The 21,312-nt window shown below is 68.2% G+C and carries 28 protein-coding genes; 10 read left to right on the plus strand and 18 right to left on the minus strand.

Going from position 1 to position 21,312, the window contains the following annotated elements:
• Window position 1 precedes the first annotated feature (1 nt).
• The 10 genes from BLQ76_RS21805 to BLQ76_RS17880 all read right to left on the minus strand — a co-directional run bounded on the left by BLQ76_RS21805 (window position 2) and on the right by BLQ76_RS17880 (window position 6,291).
• A complete protein-coding gene (locus BLQ76_RS21805; RefSeq protein ID WP_139184050.1) occupies window positions 2-646 on the minus strand; it encodes a hypothetical protein in 645 nt (214 codons plus the stop codon).
• Complete coding sequence (locus BLQ76_RS17850; protein ID WP_210184192.1) at window positions 646-1,896, minus strand: AAA family ATPase; 1,251 nt, start codon at window positions 1,894-1,896, stop codon at window positions 646-648. Before BLQ76_RS17850 ends, BLQ76_RS21805 begins: the two co-directional genes overlap by 1 nt.
• Window positions 1,897-1,974: 78 nt before the next feature.
• Entirely contained in the window at window positions 1,975-3,195 is a 1,221-nt protein-coding gene (locus BLQ76_RS17855) for an alpha/beta hydrolase family protein (RefSeq protein WP_090676189.1), read from the minus strand.
• A gap of 733 nt (window positions 3,196-3,928) precedes the next feature.
• Window positions 3,929-4,069, minus strand: coding sequence for a hypothetical protein (locus BLQ76_RS22205; RefSeq protein ID WP_170842645.1), 141 nt, complete (start codon window positions 4,067-4,069; stop codon window positions 3,929-3,931).
• The gene (locus BLQ76_RS17860; RefSeq protein ID WP_090676191.1) at window positions 4,066-4,380 is read right to left on the minus strand and encodes a hypothetical protein; all 315 of its coding nucleotides are present in this window, start codon (window positions 4,378-4,380) and stop codon (window positions 4,066-4,068) included. The genes BLQ76_RS22205 and BLQ76_RS17860 overlap by 4 nt, the downstream gene beginning before the upstream one ends.
• A 121-nt stretch (window positions 4,381-4,501) precedes the next feature.
• Window positions 4,502-4,822: a hypothetical protein gene (locus BLQ76_RS17865; protein WP_090676193.1), complete on the minus strand. Its 321-nt coding sequence runs from the start codon at window positions 4,820-4,822 to the stop codon at window positions 4,502-4,504.
• Window positions 4,823-4,893: 71 nt separating this feature from the next.
• On the minus strand, window positions 4,894-5,199 hold the full coding sequence (locus tag BLQ76_RS17870; protein WP_090676195.1) for a hypothetical protein: 306 nt from the start codon (window positions 5,197-5,199) through the stop codon (window positions 4,894-4,896).
• Between the two features lie 119 nt (window positions 5,200-5,318).
• Window positions 5,319-5,471 (minus strand): hypothetical protein, encoded by a 153-nt coding sequence (locus BLQ76_RS22210; RefSeq protein WP_170842646.1) that lies wholly within the window; start codon window positions 5,469-5,471, stop codon window positions 5,319-5,321.
• Window positions 5,471-5,833 (minus strand): hypothetical protein, encoded by a 363-nt coding sequence (locus tag BLQ76_RS17875; RefSeq protein ID WP_090676197.1) that lies wholly within the window; start codon window positions 5,831-5,833, stop codon window positions 5,471-5,473. The genes BLQ76_RS22210 and BLQ76_RS17875 overlap by 1 nt, the downstream gene beginning before the upstream one ends.
• A 104-nt stretch (window positions 5,834-5,937) precedes the next feature.
• Entirely contained in the window at window positions 5,938-6,291 is a 354-nt protein-coding gene (locus BLQ76_RS17880) for a hypothetical protein (protein ID WP_090676199.1), read from the minus strand.
• Window positions 6,292-6,750: 459 nt separating this feature from the next.
• Here BLQ76_RS17880 and BLQ76_RS17885 point away from each other — a divergent pair, with 459 nt between their 5' ends.
• Window positions 6,751-6,966: a cold-shock protein gene (locus BLQ76_RS17885; protein ID WP_062013170.1), complete on the plus strand. Its 216-nt coding sequence runs from the start codon at window positions 6,751-6,753 to the stop codon at window positions 6,964-6,966.
• Window positions 6,967-7,263: 297 nt separating this feature from the next.
• Complete coding sequence (locus BLQ76_RS17890; protein WP_090676201.1) at window positions 7,264-8,115, plus strand: BA14K family protein; 852 nt, start codon at window positions 7,264-7,266, stop codon at window positions 8,113-8,115.
• Window positions 8,116-8,131: 16 nt separating this feature from the next.
• Here BLQ76_RS17890 and BLQ76_RS17895 read toward each other — a convergent pair whose 3' ends face one another.
• Entirely contained in the window at window positions 8,132-8,779 is a 648-nt protein-coding gene (locus tag BLQ76_RS17895; protein WP_090676203.1) for an MBL fold metallo-hydrolase, read from the minus strand.
• 94 nt (window positions 8,780-8,873) lie between these two features.
• The gene (locus BLQ76_RS17900; RefSeq protein WP_090676205.1) at window positions 8,874-9,764 is read right to left on the minus strand and encodes a branched-chain amino acid aminotransferase; all 891 of its coding nucleotides are present in this window, start codon (window positions 9,762-9,764) and stop codon (window positions 8,874-8,876) included.
• Between the two features lie 288 nt (window positions 9,765-10,052).
• Here BLQ76_RS17900 and BLQ76_RS17905 point away from each other — a divergent pair, with 288 nt between their 5' ends.
• The 3 genes from BLQ76_RS17905 (at window position 10,053) to BLQ76_RS17915 (ending at window position 12,770) form a co-directional block, all read left to right on the plus strand.
• Complete coding sequence (locus BLQ76_RS17905; protein ID WP_090676207.1) at window positions 10,053-10,598, plus strand: MarR family winged helix-turn-helix transcriptional regulator; 546 nt, start codon at window positions 10,053-10,055, stop codon at window positions 10,596-10,598.
• A 38-nt stretch (window positions 10,599-10,636) separates the two neighbouring features.
• Window positions 10,637-11,317 carry a response regulator gene (locus BLQ76_RS17910; protein WP_090676299.1) on the plus strand — a complete coding sequence of 227 codons (681 nt, stop codon included), beginning with the start codon at window positions 10,637-10,639 and terminating at the stop codon, window positions 11,315-11,317.
• A gap of 112 nt (window positions 11,318-11,429) precedes the next feature.
• Complete coding sequence (locus BLQ76_RS17915; protein ID WP_244519714.1) at window positions 11,430-12,770, plus strand: ATP-binding protein; 1,341 nt, start codon at window positions 11,430-11,432, stop codon at window positions 12,768-12,770.
• 65 nt (window positions 12,771-12,835) lie between these two features.
• On the opposite strand, the gene BLQ76_RS17920 is transcribed toward BLQ76_RS17915, so the two are convergent.
• The 4 genes from BLQ76_RS17920 to BLQ76_RS17935 all read right to left on the minus strand — a co-directional run bounded on the left by BLQ76_RS17920 (window position 12,836) and on the right by BLQ76_RS17935 (window position 15,113).
• Window positions 12,836-13,180 carry a tRNA-binding protein gene (locus BLQ76_RS17920; protein WP_090676210.1) on the minus strand — a complete coding sequence of 115 codons (345 nt, stop codon included), beginning with the start codon at window positions 13,178-13,180 and terminating at the stop codon, window positions 12,836-12,838.
• On the minus strand, window positions 13,177-14,004 hold the full coding sequence (gene proC / locus BLQ76_RS17925; protein WP_090676212.1) for a pyrroline-5-carboxylate reductase: 828 nt from the start codon (window positions 14,002-14,004) through the stop codon (window positions 13,177-13,179). Before proC ends, BLQ76_RS17920 begins: the two co-directional genes overlap by 4 nt.
• The gene (locus tag BLQ76_RS17930; RefSeq protein ID WP_090676215.1) at window positions 14,004-14,504 is read right to left on the minus strand and encodes a type III secretion system chaperone family protein; all 501 of its coding nucleotides are present in this window, start codon (window positions 14,502-14,504) and stop codon (window positions 14,004-14,006) included. Before BLQ76_RS17930 ends, proC begins: the two co-directional genes overlap by 1 nt.
• A gap of 333 nt (window positions 14,505-14,837) precedes the next feature.
• Window positions 14,838-15,113: an accessory factor UbiK family protein gene (locus tag BLQ76_RS17935; RefSeq protein ID WP_090676218.1), complete on the minus strand. Its 276-nt coding sequence runs from the start codon at window positions 15,111-15,113 to the stop codon at window positions 14,838-14,840.
• A gap of 141 nt (window positions 15,114-15,254) precedes the next feature.
• On the opposite strand from BLQ76_RS17935, the gene lgt reads away from it, so the two are divergent.
• On the plus strand, window positions 15,255-16,115 hold the full coding sequence (lgt, locus tag BLQ76_RS17940) for a prolipoprotein diacylglyceryl transferase (RefSeq protein WP_090676221.1): 861 nt from the start codon (window positions 15,255-15,257) through the stop codon (window positions 16,113-16,115).
• Entirely contained in the window at window positions 16,112-17,215 is a 1,104-nt protein-coding gene (locus BLQ76_RS17945) for a class I SAM-dependent methyltransferase (RefSeq protein ID WP_244519710.1), read from the plus strand. Before lgt ends, BLQ76_RS17945 begins: the two co-directional genes overlap by 4 nt.
• A 4-nt stretch (window positions 17,216-17,219) precedes the next feature.
• Here the strand turns inward: BLQ76_RS17945 and BLQ76_RS22215 are convergent, their stop codons facing one another.
• Complete coding sequence (locus tag BLQ76_RS22215; RefSeq protein WP_170842647.1) at window positions 17,220-17,357, minus strand: hypothetical protein; 138 nt, start codon at window positions 17,355-17,357, stop codon at window positions 17,220-17,222.
• Window positions 17,358-17,464: 107 nt separating this feature from the next.
• On the opposite strand from BLQ76_RS22215, the gene pgeF reads away from it, so the two are divergent.
• The 3 genes from pgeF (at window position 17,465) to BLQ76_RS17960 (ending at window position 20,527) form a co-directional block, all read left to right on the plus strand.
• Window positions 17,465-18,268: a peptidoglycan editing factor PgeF gene (gene pgeF / locus BLQ76_RS17950; RefSeq protein WP_090676227.1), complete on the plus strand. Its 804-nt coding sequence runs from the start codon at window positions 17,465-17,467 to the stop codon at window positions 18,266-18,268.
• Window positions 18,269-18,280: 12 nt separating this feature from the next.
• Window positions 18,281-19,429, plus strand: a complete 1,149-nt coding sequence (locus BLQ76_RS17955; protein WP_090676229.1) for a M24 family metallopeptidase — start codon at window positions 18,281-18,283, stop codon at window positions 19,427-19,429.
• A gap of 165 nt (window positions 19,430-19,594) precedes the next feature.
• Window positions 19,595-20,527, plus strand: coding sequence for a ribose-phosphate pyrophosphokinase (locus BLQ76_RS17960; RefSeq protein ID WP_090676232.1), 933 nt, complete (start codon window positions 19,595-19,597; stop codon window positions 20,525-20,527).
• A 23-nt stretch (window positions 20,528-20,550) separates the two neighbouring features.
• Here BLQ76_RS17960 and BLQ76_RS17965 read toward each other — a convergent pair whose 3' ends face one another.
• Entirely contained in the window at window positions 20,551-21,255 is a 705-nt protein-coding gene (locus tag BLQ76_RS17965) for an HAD family hydrolase (RefSeq protein WP_090676235.1), read from the minus strand.
• Between the last annotated feature and the right edge of the window lie 57 nt (window positions 21,256-21,312).

The following is a 21,312-nucleotide window of genomic DNA, read 5'->3' on the forward strand; positions in this document are numbered from 1 at the left end:
ATTAGTTATTCCTGCATGCACCCTCTAGCTGCGTAATAAATAGCGCCAGCCCTTCCGATATTAATGCACCGCCTGATAAAGCGTTATATTTTATGGATCTAGAAAGTCTTCGGTAGTCTTTTATACTTTTATCAATCGCGCCAAAATTACTCCTATGCAGATATCTATTGAGTCTTTCGAAACTGTTTTTAGTCTCGTTGGTGCCCTTTAATATGGCAATCAACCAACTTTCGGTCGAGTGTACTGATACGGCGTATATTATCCTTTCGCCGTACGCACTTAAGATTTCAGTTCCAATCTCTTTTTTTACTTTATTAATTGTATCACTGATAATTTCAACATCAGGGCGGTCCTGGCCGTAAACGGTTAACGGGACCCCAAAATTCACATGCTCACCCATGTCCGTATCAATTTGAACGATAATGAAATCGTTGGCTTCGAGCGCAGACTTTATGCCAAACCTACAGTATTCGAATACAAGCTCAAATCCACCAAACACCGCCTTATTCCTGTCGGTCTCGTCCCGAATGGGTTGAAGATAATTTACGTCAACATCTTTATTGTTTTTACTGCATACCAGCTCTACAATTTTTTCTAATACGACTTGATCGGTATGTCCTTCAGACACTAGCGCCAATGTAATCATCAAAAGCTCTTTGGCAGCCCGCCGAGTGCACCGCTCATGAATAGCTCAGAAAGTTTCGTTGGCTTCTCGGTGGAGGGCTTAGACTCATATCTGCGTAATCGCGTACTACCATCTGTTCGCCGCGAAACGATAAAAAGCCTTTGTTCGGGGTCATCCAAGTTCATTCCGTCAAGCAAAGCAGGATTATGTGTTGTTAGTATCGCCTGCTTGTCATTTTCCTTTGCCGCGACGGCCATAAGCTTCATCATCTTAAGGCAAAGCTTCGGGTTTAGAGAACTGTCCACATTGTCTATCGCAAAAAATCTAGGTGTCATGCTCGAATAAAATAACGTTAGATAAAATAATACGAACAAAAACCCCTCATTCGAGCTTTTTATGTCAAAGTTGCTGATTCCTTTATCCAAAAATACATCTGATAATTGCATACTGAATCGCTTGGAGCGCTTCGAACCAATTTTGAAGTCGTCGAACCAACTGAATACAGATAGTTTATCTTTTATCTTCTCGACTTTATGTTTGTCTTCCGATCCCGACATAACCAGCAGCAACTTCAAGAGGCCTTCGCCATTAATGCCGAGCGGCTCAATCTGACCTTCTTTCTCCAAAACCCTAAGTGCTGAATTTTCTGGTGAGAATATAATAAAATCCTCAATAGATTCAACTCTTGAACTAGCGTAAAGAGGGTTGTCTTCCTTTACTTCGAGCTTTAATGTGAACTCATAATGTTTTATATTATCATCAAACTCTGAATTTTTAAGCCTTTCTGCCTGCGATTTGAGCTGATCCATTATTTGACCTTTCAGCGCCAAACGTTCCTCATCAGAGGCGGTATTTAATACGCTTTTGATGAATTCCTCAAAACTCTCGCCAGCCATTGAAGCAGACGTCTTATAGCTCCTGTCATACTCCCATCTTGAGTACGGCCTATTATCATTTTTTAAATTATACTCTGTCCTTCGATCTTCGCTCTGTATTACCGTAATCTTTATAGGTTCTGTTAGAGTGGACTTATCAAATGCGGACCTCATAAGGGCTGGGGGACTAACCCTTATGCCGCGAGATGAAAGAAACTCATTATCGAGTTTGGATGCTTCGGCAGCTCCCGCAAGGGCGATAGCCTCAAGTATATTAGACTTGCCAGCACCGTTTTCGCCAATGAATACATTCACCCTTCCCAGATCGAGAGCCTCATTAACTATTGATTTATAGTTCTCTATCGTTATTTTTCTAATCATCGTGGCGCCTTGCACGCATGTCGTAAGCCGGGTATCGAGCTTCTCGCATTTACGTCGGCCGCGGGTGTCTCGCAAGTACGCGGAATCAAGACGTCAATGCTTGTGTTCAGCCGAGCCCCTCAACTCAGTGGTTGCACGTTTATCCACCCATTCCACCACCTCCCCGAACACCCGCACATACCCCTCGTCCGCCAGCTTCGAATGCTCGCGCTCGTCGGTGACGTGCTGCACCAGCAGGTCCCCGTTGCCCGCCGCCTCCACTGCGTCGCGGTAGCGCTGCTCCAGGCTGACGAAGGCGGTGGGGTCGTCCTTGGCGTGAAGCGTGACGGTCGGCAGGACGATGCGGCCCGTCAGCTCCGAGTCGTAGCGCAGGCGCCGCGCGCCCTCCGGGTCGGCGCGAAAGCGCTGGACGCCCCGGTTCAGCGCGTCGTCGTCGGATGTCCCGGTGTAGCGCACGCCCTCGTTGGTGAAGGGGTTCCGCCCGTCCAGCCGCTTGTTCACGATGTCGCTGAACGTGTTGGTGGCGAAGAGCAGGTGCGAGAGGAGCGTGCGCTCCGGCACGCCCGAGGCCGCGAGGATGTCGCGCAACCGCCCCGCCTCGGCCTCCGTGCGCTCGTCCGGCCGCTTCGACAGGCCCGTGCACTCCTCCACCCGCGCCTCGAGGTCTGCGCGCTTCATGGCGGGCGCGCCCTCCGGCAGCCCACGCCAGAGCTCGTACGGCGGCTCGTCCGGTCGCGGGTGGTTACGGCAGTAATACTGGTAGACGGCACGCAGCCCCGCGCGGAACTCGTAGGGCTCCGGCCCGCCCGCGAGCACGCCGCTCGTCAGCACCACGCCGTCGAAGCGCTTCGTGCCGTCGCCCCGGATCGCATAGAGCTCGTGCGTCTTGGCCGCGACGTTGCCGCCCCAGCTCTGCCCGTGGAGGATCGTGAGGCGCGCCTCGCCCAGCACCTCCGGCGCGATCTCGCTCAAGCTCACCACGTCCTCGGCCGCCATGCGCACGCCGAAGCCCTCGCGCCGGTAGTTCGTGGCGGCCCAGGCATAGCCCTCGCGCACCAGAACCGAGAAGCGCGTCAGGTCCTCGTCGGGATCGTCGAACTTCGGCGGCGACAGGCGCGGGCCGCCATGGGCGTGGAGGATGGTGACGCCGTTCCAGTTGGCGGGCTTGGCGAACAGGAGCCAGGCGCCGCGCGCGTCCTGCGTGCGGTGGCACACGGCGTCGGTCGGCACGCCCTCGGGGCAGTCCACCGGCTCCGCGGCCCGCGCGCTCGCGGGAAGAAACAGCGCGGCGGCCAGCACCGCCACTTGGATCATCCGTTCCCGCCACGCCATCGCATCCCCTCCCCGTCACTCCCGGCCCTGTCGAGGTTACGGGCAAGGCGGGCGCGCTGAAAAGGGGAAAACGGCAACGCCGGCGTGTGGCGGTGCGCGCGCCGGTTTGTCTCCCCGCCCGCGTTCGCCCCTATGCTGGCCCCCGTCGCCGGCCTTCGGGGGACGCGGATGATCAACGGGATCGTCCGGAGGCCGGCGAGCGGTTCCAGGTCGCGGCACCCCGTCCGGAGGGGCGTGCCGCAGCCGGGCACCGCGCGGTCGCACAGGCCGGCCCTCGCCCGAACGGCGCGCGGCTTTCGCCTCCCCTGGCACGGGATCGCGGGAGCGGAGCCGCCGGGCGACGGGCGGTCCCGGCACCGGGGGTGACGCCCCGGCGCCCGGGCGGGCCGAGCGATCCGCTGCCGGCTGGCAACCGGCGGCGCCGCGCGATGCCGTGAACCGTGGGGAATGCCGTGCGACGCCCGCAGCCTTCACCACCCACCACTCTCTTCGGAGGCGACGCCTCCGGCATTCCCCCGCCCGTCCCCCTCGGGAACCGGGCCTCGTGCAGACCCCGGCGGGGGTGTGAACCCCGCCGGCCCTTCCCGGCTCTTCCCTCCCCGGCGCGGATCCCTCCGCGCCGGGGGTCGAGGCGCGCCCGGTAGTCGGGCAGACCGCGCGTCGCAGGCCCGCGCCACCGCAACGGCGCGGCATCGAACGGGGCGGCGCGAGGTCGTCAGTACTGCGGCAGGGAGTTGGTGGAGCGCGTCGCGCGCTCCTTCCACTCGTCGTTCGGCGTGATCGGCTTGTTGATCTGGCTGAGGCAGCCGGACAGGAGCGCGCCCGCCACGGCCACCAGCGCGAGGCGCGCGATCATTCCGGCTCCTGGCCCGGCACGATGCCGCCCGACGGCGTCGAGCCCGCGATCGAGGGCGTGCGCCCGTCCACCAGCGGCACGCTGCTCGGCGCGCCCACCGACGAGCCCACGCCGAACAGCCACGGCAGGCCGTTGTTCTCGGTGAGAAGCACGACGCGCCCGTCCGGCAGGCGCACGCGGCGCGTCACGTATTCGCGCTCGCGCGTGGTCAGGATCGTGCCGGCCTCCTCGGGCGCATAGGCCTGGGCGGCCGCCGGCAGGGCGGGCGCGACGGTGGCGCCGGCCAGAAGGAGAAGAAGGGGAACTCGCATGGGTCGGACTCCGAATGGTTCGTCCGGCAACGAGGGGCGCGCAGGCCCGGTTCCGGCCAAACGAAAGGCCCCGCCGTCGCCGGCGGGGCCTTCGGGATGCGACGGGGCCGCGAGGCGCCGGTCAGTAGGTGCGGTAGTTGTTGCGCGTGTTGCGGATCGTGCGGTTGGCGCGGTCCTGCATGCGGTCGATCCGGGCGGCCGAGCGCGGGTCGATGCGGCCGTTGTTGTAGTAGCGCGCGCGGCGCTCGACGCGCTCGATGCGGCGCTGCTGGCGTACGAGGCGGCGCGCCTCGCGGGGCGTCAGGTCGCCGCGGCGGATGCCGCGCTCGATGCGCTCCTGCTGGCGGTACTGGCGCACGTCGGAGCGGTAGGTCTGCGCCGCGGACGGCGCGACGGTGGCGACCAGCATGGCGGCGGCGGTGGCGATGATAGCAAGCTTCATGGGACAACTCCTCCCGAGAACAGGTGGGCGGCGGGGACCCTGCCCCGCCGCCGGGGACTCACGGTTCGCGTTCAGTAGCGGCGCATCTCGCGATGCATGCGACGCACCGCGCGGTCGTGGCGGCGCTCGGCGCGCTCCAGCCGGCGCTCCGCGATGCGGCGCTCCATGCGGCGTTCGGCGCGGCGCTCCATCATGCGATGGTGCATGCGCCGCTCGGCGATGCGCCGGGCCTCGCGCGGCGAGACGTGGTGGTCGCGCATCGAGCGCTCCACCATGCGGTGGTGGCGGATCTCGGCGCGGGTCTGTGCCTGGGCGAGGCCGGGCGCGAGGGTGCCGGCGAGGATCGCGGCGGCGGTGGCGAGGATGGCGAGCTTCATGACGGGGTCCTTCCCGAACGGGATTGGTAAGGGCAGCCTAGAAAGGCCCACATGAACGCCCACTGAACGGGGAAGGTTCACGACTTCGTGAGAAACAACCTTCCCCGCTCGAGGCCGGGTTACTGCGGCGTCTGGCCGGGCACCGTCCCGCTCGACGGCGTCTGGCCGGTGCCGGTGGGCGTCAGGCGCCCGCCGTTGCTCTGGCAGGCGCCGAGCGCGAGAACCGATGCCACGAGGGCGGTGAGGGCGATGGTCCGGGACGAAGTGCGCATCAGTTCGCGGGCTCCCCTTGCTGCGAGATCGGAATGCCGACGCCGCTGTTGGTGTCGGGAATGGCGCCGGGCACGCGCGTCAAGGTGTTGCCGGCCGTGCCCGAGGCGTCGGGCGCCATGACGCCGTAGGCGCCGACGCCGTTCTGCAGACCGCCGGGGCCGCGCGGGCTGGCGTCGCGGTTCGACGAGGACAGGTCGAGATTGACGCCCGGCAGGTTGGTGCCGTCCTGCGCCTCGATCGGCGTTCCGCCGCGAAGCTGCACGAGACGCCCGTCGACGGGCATGGGGGCGGAGGACTGCGCGGCCGCCGGCAGGGCGGCGGCGAGCGAGACGGCGGCGATCGCGCAAAGGCGGCGGATCATGGAAGCGGCTCCGGCAAGAGGATCGGCAGGGGTCTGAAACGCGAGACGGCCCCGAAGGGCCGCCCCGTTCCTGGCATCAATGCGATGCGAGGACTTCCGTTCATTCACTCCGGCGTTTGGCCGGGGACGATGCCGCCGGAGGGCGTCGACTGCGTGGCCGCGGCCGCGCTGTTGGGGTCCATGCCCTGCGTCGGAACCTCGGTGCCGCCGGTCGTGCCCATGTTGCCGCCCGTGGTCGAGCTGGTCGACATGGAGTCGGTGCCCGTCAAGCCCGCCGTGCCGGGCTGGGCGGTGGTGTCGCCGGTCGTGGCGGCGGCGCCCATCTGGTCCGGGGCGCGCGTGCCGGCCGGCGGGATCGGCGCGGCGGCCGGGCTTCCGGTCGTGCTCTGCGTCGACTGGGCGAGGGCCGGGCCGGCGATGGCCGCAGCGGCGGCGGCGATGATCAGCATGCGCTTCATGAGATGCGTCTCCCGAAGTCGTGTTGAGCCCGCGGCGCGGGCGTCTGACACGTTAAGGGCGACGAACCGACTTGGGTTCCCGTGCGAACGCAGCCGGCTCACGACTTCGGCGATCCCGCGATCGTGTCGTGAAAGTGTCGAAATCCTGCCTTTCGTAAGGTTGGCAGTTGATCTGGAAGGATCATCAGACATGGCACAGGTGCATCATGTCCTTGCGCATGGTCATGTTCGCTCCCGCGCAAAGCGAACTTTCGCTTGCAAAGTCAACCGGCACCTTGCAGACTGTTGTTGTTCGGGCAAATTCGCGAACTCGGGTAATGGACGAATTGCGTATCGGAGGCGCATCCTCCGGGTGGACCGTTCCAACGGCCCGCGATGTATCGTTTCCTTTTCCTCGCATCAAGACTTGCCTGCAGGGCCCGCAGGGGCAACACGACTTCATAGGAAAAGGAATTCGACATGGCACAGACCGGAACGGTGAAGTTCTTCAACACCGAGAAGGGCTTTGGCTTCATCAAGCCGGACAACGGCGGCGCGGACATCTTCGTTCACATCTCGGCGGTGCAGGCTTCGGGCCTGAACGGTCTGGTGGAGAACCAGAAGGTCTCGTTCGAGACCGAGCCGGACAAGCGCGGCAAGGGCCCGAAGGCCGTCAACCTCGAGACCGCCGACTAAGCTCGACACCGGGGCGCGCCCAAGCGTCCGCGAACACAGGATTTCGGAAGGCCCGCGTTCGCACGCGGGCCTTCTTCGTTCCGGGCATGACCCCGTGGGCTCCGGCGTGCCGCAGGCCGGTTCGCCCTATCGGGGCCGATCGGATGCGTGGCGTGCGGGCGGGTCGCGACGTCCCGGCCGCCTTATGCCCCCGCCGCCGGCCGCGCGACCGCCAGTGTCCCGGATTGACACGAAACGACCTGGCATGTCGCTTGCAGACCTCCAGAGTTAACAGAACGTTAACCGGAGAGGCCTCCCATGAGATCGACCCTGCCGCTTCTCGCCGCCGTTTCGCTGCTGGCCAGTCCGGCCCTGGCCCGCGACGGCTTTCTCGACGACGGCGGCGGCATCCGCACCGAGCGCGTCGTCCCGACGCCCTATGGTCCCGCGGTGATCGAGGTGCCCGCGCTCGGCGAGGGGCGGCCGTTCCTGGAGGATGGCGGCGGCATCCGCTTCGCGCCCGAGCTGCCGCGCCTTCCGCGCGGCGGGACCTACGGCAGCGAACGCCCGGCCACCTACGGTTCGTCGGTGACCACCCTGCCGGACGGCGAGGGCTGGCGCCGGCCCGGTCGCAGCGTGTCCGTCGTCGTGATCAACGGCAACGGTGCGGATGGCGGGCAGGACACCGCGGCGGCGCCCGTCCCGCAAGGCTACGGCGGCCCGAAGATCATCCGCGTCGCGACCGCCCGCCTCGACCACCGCTCCTATGACGCCTCGGGTCTCGACATCGTGCGCTCGGGGTCCACCAAGATCATCCGCATCGCGCCGCCGGCCGGCAAGCCGATCGCGGAGGAGCCGATGGACGACACGATGGAACTGGAGAACGGCGAGGATCTTGCGGCGCTCGCGCCTCGCGAGGAGCCGGCCCCGGCGCCCGCGGAGCCGTCCCGAAACGAGACGGCGTCCCGAAACGAGACACCGCCGATCGCGGCACCGATCCCGCAAGCCCGGCCGGACCAGCCCGTCGTGGCGAGCGAGGCGAGCGGGTTCGAGCCCTGGACCGCCGAATGGCTGCGCGACTGCGTGAGCCGGTATCCGAACTTCGACGCCTCGCTCGGCACCTATACCGACGAGACGGGCCGCCGCCGCTTCTGCACGGGCGAGCCCTGACGGCTCGCCGGGCGCCTCAAAGGCCCTGGAGGAACGGATTGGTGCGGCGCTCCTCGCCGATCGTTCCGCCGGGTCCGTGGCCGGGCAGGAACGCGACGTCGTCGCCGAGCGGCAGGATGCGGTCCCGGATCGTGGCCAGAAGCGTCGCGTGATCCCCGTAGGGCAGGTCGGTTCGACCGACGGATCCTGCAAACAGGACGTCGCCGCCGATCAGGAAGCGCGCCGCGCGGTTGAAGAACACGACATGGCCGGGCGCGTGGCCCGGCGCGTGGATCACCTCGAAGCGATGGTCCGCGACGGATAGAACCTCGCCGTCGTCGAGCCAACGGTCGGGCACGAGGTTGCGAACGGGTCCGGGCAGGCCGAACATGCGCGCCTGATCCTCCAGGCCGGACAGGAGCGGCGCATCCTGCCGTTCGGGACCGATCACCGCGAGCCCGAGCCGCTCGCGCAGCTCGTCCGCTCCACCGGCATGGTCGATATGACCGTGCGTCAGCCAGATGGCGCGAGGGACGACCTTGTGGCGCGCGATCGCGGCCTCGATCCGCTCGAGGTCGCCGCCGGGATCCACCACCACGCCCTCGCGCGTCGCCTCGTCGAAGACGAGCGAGCAGTTCTGCCCGAACGGCGTGACCGGGACGACTTCGACCTGAAGCTGGGACATGGGATGATGCGACCTTGCGAGGGCGGATGACGGGTCCCCTCGCCTATCACAGTCGCGGGCCGGGCGCGCGACGGGGCCCGGCCCTTCGTGTGGCCTACTCGGCCGCCATGCGCTGCGGCTGGACCTCGCTCGCGTAGTCCTCAACCAGCTGGCGCGTGATCGTGCCCGGCTGGAAGCGGTAGGGCCCGATCTCGGAGACCGGCGTCACCTCGGCGGCGGTGCCGCACAGGAAGCACTCCGTGAAGCCCTCCATCTCCTCGGGCTGGATGGCGCGCACGCGCACCTCGATGCCGCGCCGGCGCGCGAGCTCGATCACCGTGCGGCGCGTGATGCCGTCGAGGAAGCAGTCGGGGTCGGGCGTGTGGATCACGCCGTCCTGGACGAAGAAGACGTTGGCGCCCGTCGCCTCGGCGACGCGCCCCCGCCAGTCCAGCATCAGGGCATCGGCATAGCCCTTGGCCTCGGCGGCATGCTTGGAGATGGTGCAGATCATGTAGAGCCCGCTCGCCTTGGCCTTGGACGGGGCCGTGCGCGGGTCGGGGCGGCGGTACTCGGCCATGTCGAGGCGGATGCCGCGCATGCGCTGCTCGGGGTCGAAGTAGCTCGGCCACTGCCAGATGGCGATCGCCAGGTTGATGCGGTTGTTCTGCGCCGAGACGCCCATCGACTCCGAGCCGCGCCAGGCGACGGGCCGCACATAGGCGTCGGTGAAGCCCTGGCGCTCGAGGAGCTCGTTGCAGGCCGCGTCGATCTCGTCGGCCGTATAGGGGATCTCGAAGCCGAGCACGCGGCCCGAGGCGATCAGGCGGTCGGTGTGCTCGCGCAGCTTGAAGATGCGCCCGCCATAGGCCCGCTCGCCCTCGAAGACCGAGCTGGCGTAGTGGAGGCCGTGCGTCAGCACGTGCACCTTGGCCTCGCGCCAGGGCACGAACTCGCCGTTGAACCAGATCTGGCCGTCCAGTTGATCGAAGGAGACTGCGCTCATATGCGTTCGCGCGCCCGGCTTGGCGGGCGTGTCCTCTCGGGGTCTTGAGTTGCGGTGCGCCCGCCCGGAGACGCATCATTCCTCCCGCTCGTCCGGGCACGGATGAGCCTTCAACGGGTTCGGCGCGGAGCCGAACCCCACGGCAGGGCGCCTGGCACCCGGTCGCAACCGACGGCCGGCGCTCCCCTGCGGAGCGCTTCAGCCGCCATCGGGCCGTTTCCATGTTTAAACCCGCGCCGGAGGGTGTAACAATGGCCCCAAGATACGTCAACACTACTGACCTATTTGATGGACACCATCTCGGACGATCCCGCCTCCACCGCCGAAGCCGACGTGGTCCGCGAACCGCTGCCTACGCGCGGTGAGCTGGACTTCCGTTTGATCGAGCTCTTCTTCTTCGCCTATCGCGAGTTCACCGCCGACGCGGACTCGATCCTGGCGCGCTACGGCTACGGCCGGGCGCACCACCGCGTCCTTCATTTCGTGAACCGCGATCCCGGCATGACGATCGCCGATCTTCTCGACCTTCTCCAGATCACCAAGCAGTCGCTGAGCCGCGTCCTGCGCCAGCTGATCGACGAGGGGTTCGTGGCGCAGGTCCAGGGCCACGACGACCGGCGCCAGCGCCGCCTCTACCCGACGCAGGCCGGCCGCGTCTTGACGCTGGAACTCTCCCGCGCGCAGGGTCGGCGGATCGACGCGGCCTTCCAGGCCGCCGCCCTCAGCGACCCGCGTCTCGTCAACGACTTCCTTCTGGAGATGGGAAGCGACCGGCGGGCGACGCGCGACTGGTTCGCCAGGAAGGGCATCGGCAAGGAGACCTCTTCCTCTTGAGCACGACCGAACCCGTTTCCGCCTCGCCCGACGTCTCGATGGACGATGCGCCGCATATCCTGGTGGTCGACGACGACCGGCGCATCCGCACGCTCCTGTCGCGCTTCCTGTCGGAGCGGGCCTTTCGCGTCTCCACTGCCGCCGACGCCGCCGAGGCGCGCCGCATCCTGGCGGGACTGGAGTTCGACCTCCTCGTGGTGGACGTGATGATGCCGGGCGAGAGCGGTCTCGACTTCGTGCGCGCGGTCTCGCCCACGCGGACCATCCCGATCCTGATGCTGACGGCGCGCGCCGAGACCGACGACCGCATCTCGGGGCTGGAGGCGGGCGCCGACGACTACCTCGCCAAGCCCTTCGACCCGCGCGAGCTCCTGCTGCGCGTCAACAACATCCTCAAGCGCGGCAGCGCCCAGCCGATCCACAAGGTCGAGAACGTGCGCTTCGGCCCCTTCTCCTTCTCGCTGGTGCGGCGCGAGCTGCGGCGCGGCGCGGAGATCATCCGCCTCACCGATCGCGAGCAGGAGATCATGACCCTCTTCGCCCACAAGGCGGGCGAGACGATCCAGCGCCAGGATCTCCTGTCCGACGAGGCCGACGTCGGCGAGCGCACCGTGGACGTCCAGATCAACCGGCTGCGGCGCAAGATCGAGAGCGATCCGGCCAACCCGCTCTGGCTGCAGACCGTGCGCGGCATCGGCTACCGCCTGAACGTCGACTAGGGGCGGACGAGGAGACGCGCCCGTGACGCTTCTGGATCGCATTCGGCCGGGCAGCGAGGCCATCACGAGGGGCCTACGCGGCTTTCGCCTGCCGGCGCTGCCGCTCGGGCCCTTGCGCGGGCCGCTGCGCCGCGGACGCCGCTTCTTCTCGCGCCGAACGCCCAAGGGCCTCTACGCGCGCTCGCTGATCATCATCATCGCGCCCATGGTGCTGCTGCAGTCGGTGGTGGCCTTCGTGTTCATGGAGCGCCATTGGCAGACCGTGACGCAGCGCCTTTCGACCGCCGTGGTGCAGGACATCGCCGCGGTGATCGACATCATCGACACCTATCCGCAGGACGCCGACTTCGCCAACGTCACCCGCATCGCGCGCGACGCGCTGCGGCTCAACGTCCTGGTGCTGCCCCCCGAGCCCCTGCCCGCCCCCGCGCCCAAGCCCTTCTTCAACATCCTCGACGGCATCCTGTCCGAGGAGATCACGAACCAGATCAACCGCCCCTTCTGGATCGACACGGTAGGCGAGTCGCGCATCGTCGAGATCCGCATCCAGCTGCCCGACCACGTGCTGCGCGTGTTCGCCCCGCGCAACTCGGCCTACGCCTCGAACACCCACATCTTCCTGCTCTGGATGGTGGGCACCTCGCTGGTGCTCCTGCTCATCGCCATCCTGTTCCTGCGCAACCAGATCCGGCCGATCCAGAAGCTCGCCGAGGCCGCGGACGGGTTCGGGCGCGGGCAGCCCATGCCGCCGGACTTCCGCGTGCGCGGCGCCTCGGAGGTGCGGCGCGCCTCGCTCGCCTTCATCCAGATGCGCGACCGCATCGAGCGCCAGATCGAGCAGCGCACGCAGATGCTGAACGGCGTGTCCCACGACCTGCGCACCGTTCTCACGCGCTTCCGCCTGCAGCTCGCCATCATGGAGGACAGCGAGGACCGGCGCGAGCTGGAGCACGACGTCGACGAGATGGGCCGGATGCTGGAGGGCTACCTCGCCTTCGCCAAGGGCGAGGCCGGCGAGGACGTCGGCGAGCTCGACCTCGAACGCGTGTTCGCCAAGTTCGAGGCGGACGCGGCCTTGAACGGCGTGGCCATCGAGACCGACGTGTCGGGCGACCCGAGCGTCACGGTGCGCCCCGCCGGCTTCACGCGCATCCTCAACAACCTCGTGGCCAACGCCATGCGCCACGGCTCGCGCCTGCGCGTCCAGGCCCGCAAGGACGGGCGCTGGCTGACGGTGAGCGTCGAGGACGACGGACCGGGTATCGCGCCCGAGCAGCGCGACGAGGTGTTCAAGCCCTTCGTGCGGCTCGACGAGGCGCGCAACATCGATGCCGGCGGCACGGGGCTGGGCCTGGCCATCGCCCGCGACATCGCCCGCTCGCACGGCGGCGACATCCTCCTGTCGGATTCATCCCTCGGCGGCCTCAAGGCGATGGTACGCGTACCGGCGTAAGGGTTCGCGTGGGACCCGCCCGGCGAGCCCCCGTTCGATGCGGCAGCCGCGCCCCGCGCGCGTCGCTAGAACAGGCGGCCGCCGTTCGGCACGGGATGGCTGATCGCGGCCAGCACCACGTTTCCCTCGGCATCCGGAAAGCCGAGCGTCAGGACCTCGGAGCGCATCGGCCCGATCTGGCGCGGCGGGAAGTTCACCACCGCCATGACCTGACGGCCGACCAGCTCGTCGAGGCCGTGGCGAACCGTGATCTGCGCGGAGGACTTCTTGACGCCGATCTCCGGACCGAAGTCGATCTGCAGCCGGAAGGCGGGCTTGCGCGCCTCGGGAAACGGCTCGGCGGCGATGATCGTGCCGACGCGGATGTCGACGCGCTCGAACTCCGCATAGGTGATGGTCTCGGCGGTCATGCGCGCGACAGGGCCTCCGCACGGTCGCGGGCGGCCAGAACCGCCCGGCGCAGGAGCGGCCCGAAGCCGTCGTCCGCCATCAGGATCTCGAGCGCGGCCTGCGTCGTCCCGTTGGGCGAGGTCACGTTGCGGCGCAGCTGCGCCGGCTCGTCGCCCGAGCGGATCATCAGCTCGCCCGCGCCCGCCACCGTATGGCGCGCCAGGCGCATCGCCAGCGCCGGATCGAGGCCGGCCGCGACCCCCGCCTCCGCCAGCGCCTCGGCGAGCAGGAACACATAGGCCGGGCCGCTGCCGGAGACGCCGGTCACGGCATCGATCAGCGCCTCGCGCTCGACCCATTCCACGGGACCGGAGCTTTCCAGAAGCGCCTGCGCCCGCGCGCGCATCGGCCCGGTGACGCGCGCGTTCGGATAGGCGCCGGTGATGCCCCGGTTCACGAGCGCCGGCGTGTTGGGCATGGCGCGAACCACGGGCCGCTCGCCCAGCGCCGCCTCGATCGAGGCGACCGTGCGTCCGGCCGCGACCGAGACGATCAGCGTGTCGTCCGCCAGAAGCGGCAGGAGCGTCGGCAGCACCGCTTCCATGACCTGCGGCTTCACCGCGAGGATCACCGTGTCGGCGCCCCGCTCCACCTCGGCCGGCGCGGCCGCCAAACGCACCCCGCGCGAGACGATGTCGGCCAGAAGCGGCGCGCCGTTCGGGTCGAGAACCGCAACGGCGGCGGGATCGAGACCCGCCTCCAGCCAGCCGCGCAGCATCGCGCCGCCCATGTTGCCGCCGCCGACCAGGAGCACCCGGCCCGCCGTCTCGAGCGCACCTGCCATCAGGCGCGGCCGACCGTGTCGAACACCGCGCAGGCCATCGCGTCGGCCGCGTTGCGGTCGGCCCAGACCACGAACTGGAAGGCCTGGTAGTAGCGCTCGCACGCCTCCAGCGCCATCGACAGGATGCGTTCGGCCTGCTCCTCGGTCGCGACCGCGCCGCCCGACAGGAGCAGCGCATGGCGGAACACGATCGCGCCTTCCGCGTCGCACAGGTCGAAGTGGCCGACCAGCAGCTGCTCGTTGATGCGCGCCAGAAGCCGCAGCACCTCGACCTCGCGCCGCGCCGGCACCTTGGTCGCAAAGGCGCAGCTCAGGTGCAGCGCCTCGTGCGCGGCCATCCAGGAGAAGGCGACGGAATAATCCGTCCAGGCGCCCCGGACCGAGACGGCGATCTCGTCGTCACAGGGCCGCTCGAAGCTCCATTCGCGCGTCGAGGCGAGAAGCTCCACCGTATCCACCGGGTGGCTCTCCCGCTCGAAATCCTCTTGCCGCAGATGCATCGTTCGTCCCCGTGCCGCATCCCGGTGCGGGGATCGGCGGGCGCCGCATGCGCTACCGCCGCCGTGGAGCTCCGTTTCCTCGCCGGATCTCCTGCCGCACCGTCCGGGAGAAACGCCCGCCAGAACGAATCACCCTTTGGAATCAGTGTATCGGGACCCGAACCGATCGCCAGTGGGGAAACGGCATTTTAAGCTTTTGCGACATCGCCGTCCCCAGCCCCGTCGCGGCACCCCGCGGGTAAGCGACTCTCGCGCCAACGCTTTCGAGTCCGGGGCTTACCGCAGGATTGTGGGGAGAATCTGTGGAGGAGCTGTGGATAAGCCGCCGATGCGTCAGGATGCGGCGTTCGGCGCGGTGCCGCCGAGGCGCGCCTCGAGTTCGGCGATGCGCTTCTTGAGCGCCTCGTTCTCGACGCGGGCCCGCGTCGCCATCTCGCGCACGACCTCGAACTCCTCGCGCTTGACGAGGTCCATCTGGTTCACGAAGCGCTCGCCCTGCGTGCGGAACATGGTCTCCATCTCGCGGCGCACGCCCTGCGCGGCGCCGGCCGCGTCGGTCATCATGCGAGCGAACTCGTCCATCATGCGGTTGGGGCCTTGGGTGGTCATGGCGAAGCGCTCCGAGGGGTAGGTCCCGCCTGAGTTAGGAGGTCGCCGGAGGCTTGGCAATGGAGCCCCCGCGCCTTGACCCCGCGGTGGCGAGCGGCCAAACCGCTGGCGAACCCGCGCCGTTCCAAGGTCTCGACGTCCATGAACCTCCTGCCGCTGGGCGTTCTCGCCTATCCCGCGATCGACCCGGTCTTCCTCCAGATCGGCCCGATCGCGCTGCGCTGGTACGGCCTGGCCTATGTCGCGGGCATCCTGTGCGGCTGGCTCTACGGCCGGCACCTCGCCGGCACCGCGCGGCTCTGGCCGAACGGCGTCTCGCCGATCACGCGCGAGGACATCGACGACTTCATCGTCTGGATCACGCTGGGCATCGTGATCGGGGGGCGGCTCGGCTCGATCCTGTTCTACGACTTCGCGCGCGTCGTGGCCGATCCGCTCTCGGCGCTGCGCGTCTGGGAGGGCGGCATGTCGTTCCACGGCGGCCTGATCGGCGTGGTCGTGGCGATGGCGCTCTTCTGCCGCTCGCACAAGGTGCCGCTCCTCAGCCTGATCGACGTCGTGGCGGCGTCCGTGCCCTTCGGGCTGTTCTTCGGGCGCATCGCGAACTTCATCAACGGCGAGCTGTGGGGCGCGCCCACCAGCGTGCCCTGGGCGATGGTCTTCCCGACGGGCGGCCCCGAGCCGCGCCATCCGAGCCAGCTCTACGAGGCGGGCCTGGAGGGCATCGTGCTCTTCCTCGTCCTGCGCCTCATGACGCACCGCTTCGGCTCGCTCGGCCGGCCGCGCCTCACGGGCGGCGTCTTCATTCTCGGCTACGGGCTCGCGCGCATCTTCGTTGAGTTCTTCCGCATGCCCGACGTGCAGCTCGGCTACCTCCTGGGAACGAGCTGGCTCACCATGGGCATGGTCCTGTCGCTGCCCATGGTTCTGGTCGGCCTCTGGGCCATCCTCACCGCCAAGCCGCGCGCTCCCATGCCGCGCCCGGTCGCCGCCGGCTCGTGACGCCGCTCGACGGCCGTATCCGGGAGGAGATCGCGCGGGACGGTCCGATGCGGCTCGACCGCTTCTGGAACCTGTGCCTGTTCGACCCGGCGGAAGGCTACTACAGCCGGCGCGATCCGTTCGGCGCGGCGGGCGACTTCGTGACCGCGCCGGGCATATCGCAGATGTTCGGCGAACTGGTGGGCGCCTGGATCGTGGCGGCCTGGCGTGCCCTCGGCAGTCCCTCGCCCGTCCTGCTCGCGGAGGCGGGGCCGGGCGACGGCACGCTGATCCACGACATGCTGCGCACCGTGCGCCAGCTCGATCCGGCCTTCATGCGCGCCCTGAAGCCCCGCCTCGTGGAGCGCAGCGACCGCCTGGCGGCGCGCCAGATCGAGCGCCTGGCCTCGTTCGACCTGCCGGTGCGGCGCGTGCGGGCGATCGGCGAGCTCGAGGCCTGGCCGACGCTTCTGGTCGCCAACGAGCTGCTGGATGCCGTGGCGATCCGCCAGTTCGAGTTCCGGAGCGGCGCGTGGGGCGAGCGCGTCGTGACGCGGGGTCCGGCTGATGCGCTCGCCTTCGAGGTCCGCCCGCCCGCCGGCGGTCTGCCGGCAGCCCTTGCCGATCCGCGCGCGCCACAGGCCACCGAGGGCGACGTCTTCGAGGTTTCGCCCGAGCGCGACCGGATCGTGGCGGACATCGCGTCGCATCTGGCGAGCCACGGTGGCGCGGCGCTCGCGTTCGACTACGGCCACCTGCGCACCGCCTACGGCGACACGCTCCAGGCGCTTCGGTCCCACCAGCGCTCGTCGCCGCTCGCCGATTGCGGCCAGGCCGACATCACGAGCCATGTGGACTTCGCGCAGGCGCGCCGGATCGCCGAGGCCTGCGGCTGCACGGCCGCGGCGACGACCCAGGGCGCGTTTCTTCTGGCACTGGGCCTTCGCGAGCGCGCGGGCGCGCTGGGCGCCGCCGCCACGGAGGCGACGCGAGCCGATATCGTGCGAGCCGCGCGGCGGCTGGCGGGCGACGGCGAGGGCGAGATGGGCGTGCTCTTCAAGACGCTGGCTGTCTCGCCCCGGCCCTTGCCGCTGCCTCCGTTCGAAGGATCGGGCGCCTGAGACCCTACTTCGACTTGCCGCCCTTCTTGCCGAGCTCGGCCTGAGCCGCCGAGGACTTGCGCGGATTGCTTTCGCCTTCCTTGGCCGCCTTGGCGTTGGCCTTCTTGGCCGTTTCGCTGCCCTTGCCCTTCTTCTCGGTCATCGCGCGTCTCCCGTTAGCTGGCTCACCGATGGCCCGCCAACGAACGATGCGGCGATCGGGTTGCGCGGCGTTGACTTGCCGTCGCGGGTGAACCACCGTCCCGCCCCATGCAGGACCCCGATACGTTCACCGCCCGGCCCGTCGCCGATGTTCTCCACAGCGCGGCCCTCGGGACGCTCGGCGGCGTGCGCCACGGCTTCTTCGGCCGGCGCGGCGGCGTGTCCGACGGCCTCTACGCCGATCTCAACGTCGGCATCGGCTCGTCCGACGATCCGGCGCGCGTGCGCGAAAACCGCGCGCGCGTGGCTGCGACCCTCGGCGTCGCGCCGGATCGTCTCGCGACGCCGGTCCAGGTCCACTCCCCTACCGCCGTGATCGTGGACGCGCCCTTCGGCGCGGAGCGCCCGCGCGCCGACGCCGTGGTGACCGGGACGCCCGGTCTGGCGGTCGGCGTCCTGACGGCCGACTGCGGCCCCGTGCTGTTCGCGGACCGCGAGGCGGGCGTCGTCGCGGCCGCCCATGCGGGCTGGCGCGGGGCGACGGGCGGCGTCCTGGAGGCCACGCTCGAGGCGATGGAGCGTCTGGGCGCGCGGCGCGAGCGCGTCGTCGCGGTGCTCGGGCCCACGATCACACAACCCAACTACGAGGTGGACGCCGCGATGAGCGAGGCGGTCGCTGCGGGCGACCGCGACGCCGCCACCTTCTTCGCCCCCGGCGTGTCGCCCGACAAGCGCCAGTTCGACCTGCCCGGCCTCATCCTGATGCGGCTGCGCCGCGCCGGCGTCGCGAGCGCCGGCTTCGTCGGCCGTTGCACCTACGGGGCCGAGCGCGACTGGTTCTCGTATCGCCGCACCACCCATCGCGGCGAGCCGGACTACGGGCGCCAGATCGCCGCGATCGTGCTGGGCTGAGGGAGCCACACCATGCTGCATTTCAGCGACGCCGAGTTCGACCGCCGCGCGGCCCGCCTCCAAGCCGAGATGGCGGAGCGCCGGCTCGACGCGGTTCTCCTGTTCGCGCAGGACTCCTCCTACTGGCTGACGGGCTACGACACGTTCGGCTTCTGCTTCTTCCAGTGTCTCGTGGTGCTCGCCGACGGCACGATGAAGCTTCTGACGCGCTCGGCAGACCTGCGCCAGGCGCAGCACACCTCGCGCATTGCCGACATCGTGGTGTGGCGCGACCGGGGCGGCGCGAACCCCGCGATCGAGCTACGCGACCTTCTGGACGGCCTGGATCTCCTGGGCACCCGCATCGGCGTCGAGTGGGCGACGCACGGCCTCACCGCCGCCAACGGACGGCTGGTCGAGGAGAAGCTCGGCTCCTTCGCGACGCTTCTCGACGCCTCCGACCTCGTGCCCTCGCTTCGCGTCGTGAAGTCCGCCGAGGAGATCGTCGTCGTGCGCGAGGCCGCGCGGCTGACGGACCTCGCCTTCGAGCGCATGCTGCCGCTGGTCGAAGACGGCGCCGACGAGGCCGCCCTGCTCCACGCGCTGCAGGGCACCGTTCTGGCCGAAGGCGGCGACTATCCCGCCAACCCCTTCATTCTCGGCTCGGGCGCGGACGCGCTTCTGTGCCGCTACAAGTCGGGACGCCGCCGGCTGTCCGCGCAGGACCAGCTCACCGTGGAATGGGCCGGCGTGAAGGCGCAGTACCATGCGCCCGCCATGCGCACCGTCGTGGTCGGATCGCCGCTGATCCGCCACGAGGAGCTTCATGCCGCCGCCGTCGAGGCGCTGGAGGCGGTGGAGGAGGCCATGCGCCCGGGCCGGACCTTCGGCGACGTCTTCGACGCGCATGCGCGCGTGATGGAGGCGCACGACCTGTCGCGCCATCGCCTGGCGGCCTGCGGCTACTCGGTCGGCGCGCGCTATGCCCCGTCCTGGATGGATCCGCAGATGTTCGTCGCGGGCAACACCGAGTTGATCCGGCCGGACATGACGCTGTTCGCCCACATGATCCTGATGGACTCGGACTCCGGCACGGCGATGACGCTCGGCCGCACATACCTGACGACCGAGGCGGCGCCCGAGCCCCTGTCGCGCCTGCCGCTCGACCTTCCGGTGCGCTGACGCGAGCGCTTCGTCAGGCACGCTGACGAGCCGCTTCTTGAATCTTTACCTGATCTTGGTAAGAGCCCCGCACATAAGCGGGGCCGGCGCCCGGCCGCAGGTGCGGCGGCGCGGGTACGGCGTCCCGGCGGGCGCAGTCGACCCAACGCCTTGGAACGGGACGCGATGAAGCTCTTTGTCGGCAACTCCAACCGCAGCCTCGCCGAGTCCATCGGCACCTATCTGGAGCTGCCGCTGGGGCTGGCCTCCGTGCGTCGCTTCGCCGACCAGGAGATCTTCGTCGAGATCCAGGAGAACGTGCGCGGCGAGGACTGCTTCGTGATCCAGTCGACCTCCTATCCGGCGAACGATCACCTGATGGAGCTCCTGATCATCATGGACGCGCTGCGCCGGGCGTCGGCGCGCCGCATCACGGCCGTCCTCCCCTATTTCGGCTACGCCCGGCAGGACCGGAAGGCGGGCGGGCGCACGCCCATCTCCGCCAAGCTCGTCGCCAACCTCATCACGCGCGCGGGCGCCGACCGCGTGATGACGATGGATCTCCACGCCGGGCAGATCCAGGGCTTCTTCGACATCCCGACCGACAACCTCTTCGCGGTGCCGCTGCTCGCGCGCGACATCAAGGAGCACCTGGAAACCGACAACGTGATGATCGTGTCGCCGGACGTGGGCGGCGTGGTGCGCGCGCGCGCGCTCGCCAAGCGTCTCGACGCCCCGCTCGCGATCGTCGACAAGCGCCGCGAGAAGCCGGGCGAGTCGGAGGTGATGAACATCATCGGTGACGTGGCGGGCCGGCACTGCATCCTGATCGACGACATCATCGACTCCGGCGGCACGCTGTGCAACGCGGCCGACGCGCTGATGGCGGCCGGCGCCAAGGGCGTTCGGGCCTATATCACCCACGGCGTCCTGTCGGGCGGAGCGGTCGCGCGCATCGGCGCGTCCTCGCTCGAGGAGCTGGTGATCACCGACTCGATCGAGCCCACCAAGGCGATCCGCGAGGCGCGCAACATCCGCGTCATCACCACCGCGACCCTGCTGGGCGAGGCGATCGCCCGCACGACATCCGAGCAGTCGGTCTCCTCGCTCTTCGACTGACGCGCGACACGCCGGGCGGGCGTCTAGTCCGCCTCGATCTCGCCGATCAGCAGGGGCAGTTCGGCGAGCGTCTCGATCCCGTGGAAGCGCGGGTTCTCGAGCGGCGCCTCGGCGTGCTCGTAGTCCCAGGTCATCGCATGGGGCACGTGGACCGCGAAGGCCCCCGCCCCTAGCGCCGGCAGGATGTCGGAGCGCATCGAGTTGCCGACCATGACGGCTTCCTTCGGCCGCACGCCCTGGCGCTCGAAGATCCGCCGGTAGGTGTCGATGGTCTTGTCGCTGACGATCTCCACCGCCGAGAAGAGATCGCCAAGACCCGAGGCCGCGAGCTTTCGCTCCTGATCGAACAGGTCGCCCTTGGTGACCAGCATCAGGCGACGCGTGGCAGCCAGTTCCTGCAGCGTCTCGCGCACGCCCGGCAGCGTCTCCACCGGATGGCGCAGCATCCGGTGCCCCTCCGCCAGGATCTCCCGCACGACCGAGATCGGCAGCTGGTCGCCGCCCAGATCCAGCGCGGTCTCGATCATCGAGAGCGTGAAGCCCTTCACGCCGAAGCCGAAGGTCTCGAGGTTGCGCTTCTCGGTCTCGAACAACCGGGCCCGGACGGCCTCGCCCTCGCCGTGCGGCGCCAGGAGCTCGGCAAAGCGCGCCTCGGTCCAGCGAAAGACGGTCTCGTTTTCCCAGAGCGTGTCGTCGGCGTCGAGCGCGATGAGGGTGATGCGCGGCATGGCGGCCTCCCGAAAAACCCGTGCGCAGTCTGGCACGGGCCGCCGGGCGCCGAAACG

Origin of the sequence: Aureimonas jatrophae (assembly GCF_900104035.1) — a bacterium.
GTDB lineage: Bacteria > Pseudomonadota > Alphaproteobacteria > Rhizobiales > Rhizobiaceae > Aureimonas > Aureimonas jatrophae.

Bases quoted from the DNA above. Each gene is read 5' to 3' on its own strand.
- BLQ76_RS21805 (WP_139184050.1), bottom strand. From the start codon at position 646: ATGATTACATTGGCGCTAGTGTCTGAAGGACATACCGATCAAGTCGTA.
- BLQ76_RS17855 (WP_090676189.1), bottom strand. From the start codon at position 3,195: ATGATCCAAGTGGCGGTGCTGGCCGCCGCGCTGTTTCTTCCCGCGAGC.
- BLQ76_RS22205 (WP_170842645.1), bottom strand. From the start codon at position 4,069: ATGATCGCGCGCCTCGCGCTGGTGGCCGTGGCGGGCGCGCTCCTGTCC.
- BLQ76_RS17860 (WP_090676191.1), bottom strand. From the start codon at position 4,380: ATGCGAGTTCCCCTTCTTCTCCTTCTGGCCGGCGCCACCGTCGCGCCC.
- BLQ76_RS17865 (WP_090676193.1), bottom strand. From the start codon at position 4,822: ATGAAGCTTGCTATCATCGCCACCGCCGCCGCCATGCTGGTCGCCACC.
- BLQ76_RS17870 (WP_090676195.1), bottom strand. From the start codon at position 5,199: ATGAAGCTCGCCATCCTCGCCACCGCCGCCGCGATCCTCGCCGGCACC.
- BLQ76_RS22210 (WP_170842646.1), bottom strand. From the start codon at position 5,471: ATGCGCACTTCGTCCCGGACCATCGCCCTCACCGCCCTCGTGGCATCG.
- BLQ76_RS17875 (WP_090676197.1), bottom strand. From the start codon at position 5,833: ATGATCCGCCGCCTTTGCGCGATCGCCGCCGTCTCGCTCGCCGCCGCC.
- BLQ76_RS17880 (WP_090676199.1), bottom strand. From the start codon at position 6,291: ATGAAGCGCATGCTGATCATCGCCGCCGCCGCTGCGGCCATCGCCGGC.
- BLQ76_RS17885 (WP_062013170.1), top strand. From the start codon at position 6,751: ATGGCACAGACCGGAACGGTGAAGTTCTTCAACACCGAGAAGGGCTTT.
- BLQ76_RS17890 (WP_090676201.1), top strand. From the start codon at position 7,264: ATGAGATCGACCCTGCCGCTTCTCGCCGCCGTTTCGCTGCTGGCCAGT.
- BLQ76_RS17895 (WP_090676203.1), bottom strand. From the start codon at position 8,779: ATGTCCCAGCTTCAGGTCGAAGTCGTCCCGGTCACGCCGTTCGGGCAG.
- BLQ76_RS17900 (WP_090676205.1), bottom strand. From the start codon at position 9,764: ATGAGCGCAGTCTCCTTCGATCAACTGGACGGCCAGATCTGGTTCAAC.
- BLQ76_RS17905 (WP_090676207.1), top strand. From the start codon at position 10,053: ATGGACACCATCTCGGACGATCCCGCCTCCACCGCCGAAGCCGACGTG.
- BLQ76_RS17910 (WP_090676299.1), top strand. From the start codon at position 10,637: ATGGACGATGCGCCGCATATCCTGGTGGTCGACGACGACCGGCGCATC.
- BLQ76_RS17920 (WP_090676210.1), bottom strand. From the start codon at position 13,180: ATGACCGCCGAGACCATCACCTATGCGGAGTTCGAGCGCGTCGACATC.
- proC (WP_090676212.1), bottom strand. From the start codon at position 14,004: ATGGCAGGTGCGCTCGAGACGGCGGGCCGGGTGCTCCTGGTCGGCGGC.
- BLQ76_RS17930 (WP_090676215.1), bottom strand. From the start codon at position 14,504: ATGCATCTGCGGCAAGAGGATTTCGAGCGGGAGAGCCACCCGGTGGAT.
- BLQ76_RS17935 (WP_090676218.1), bottom strand. From the start codon at position 15,113: ATGACCACCCAAGGCCCCAACCGCATGATGGACGAGTTCGCTCGCATG.
- lgt (WP_090676221.1), top strand. From the start codon at position 15,255: ATGAACCTCCTGCCGCTGGGCGTTCTCGCCTATCCCGCGATCGACCCG.
- BLQ76_RS22215 (WP_170842647.1), bottom strand. From the start codon at position 17,357: ATGACCGAGAAGAAGGGCAAGGGCAGCGAAACGGCCAAGAAGGCCAAC.
- pgeF (WP_090676227.1), top strand. From the start codon at position 17,465: ATGCAGGACCCCGATACGTTCACCGCCCGGCCCGTCGCCGATGTTCTC.
- BLQ76_RS17955 (WP_090676229.1), top strand. From the start codon at position 18,281: ATGCTGCATTTCAGCGACGCCGAGTTCGACCGCCGCGCGGCCCGCCTC.
- BLQ76_RS17960 (WP_090676232.1), top strand. From the start codon at position 19,595: ATGAAGCTCTTTGTCGGCAACTCCAACCGCAGCCTCGCCGAGTCCATC.
- BLQ76_RS17965 (WP_090676235.1), bottom strand. From the start codon at position 21,255: ATGCCGCGCATCACCCTCATCGCGCTCGACGCCGACGACACGCTCTGG.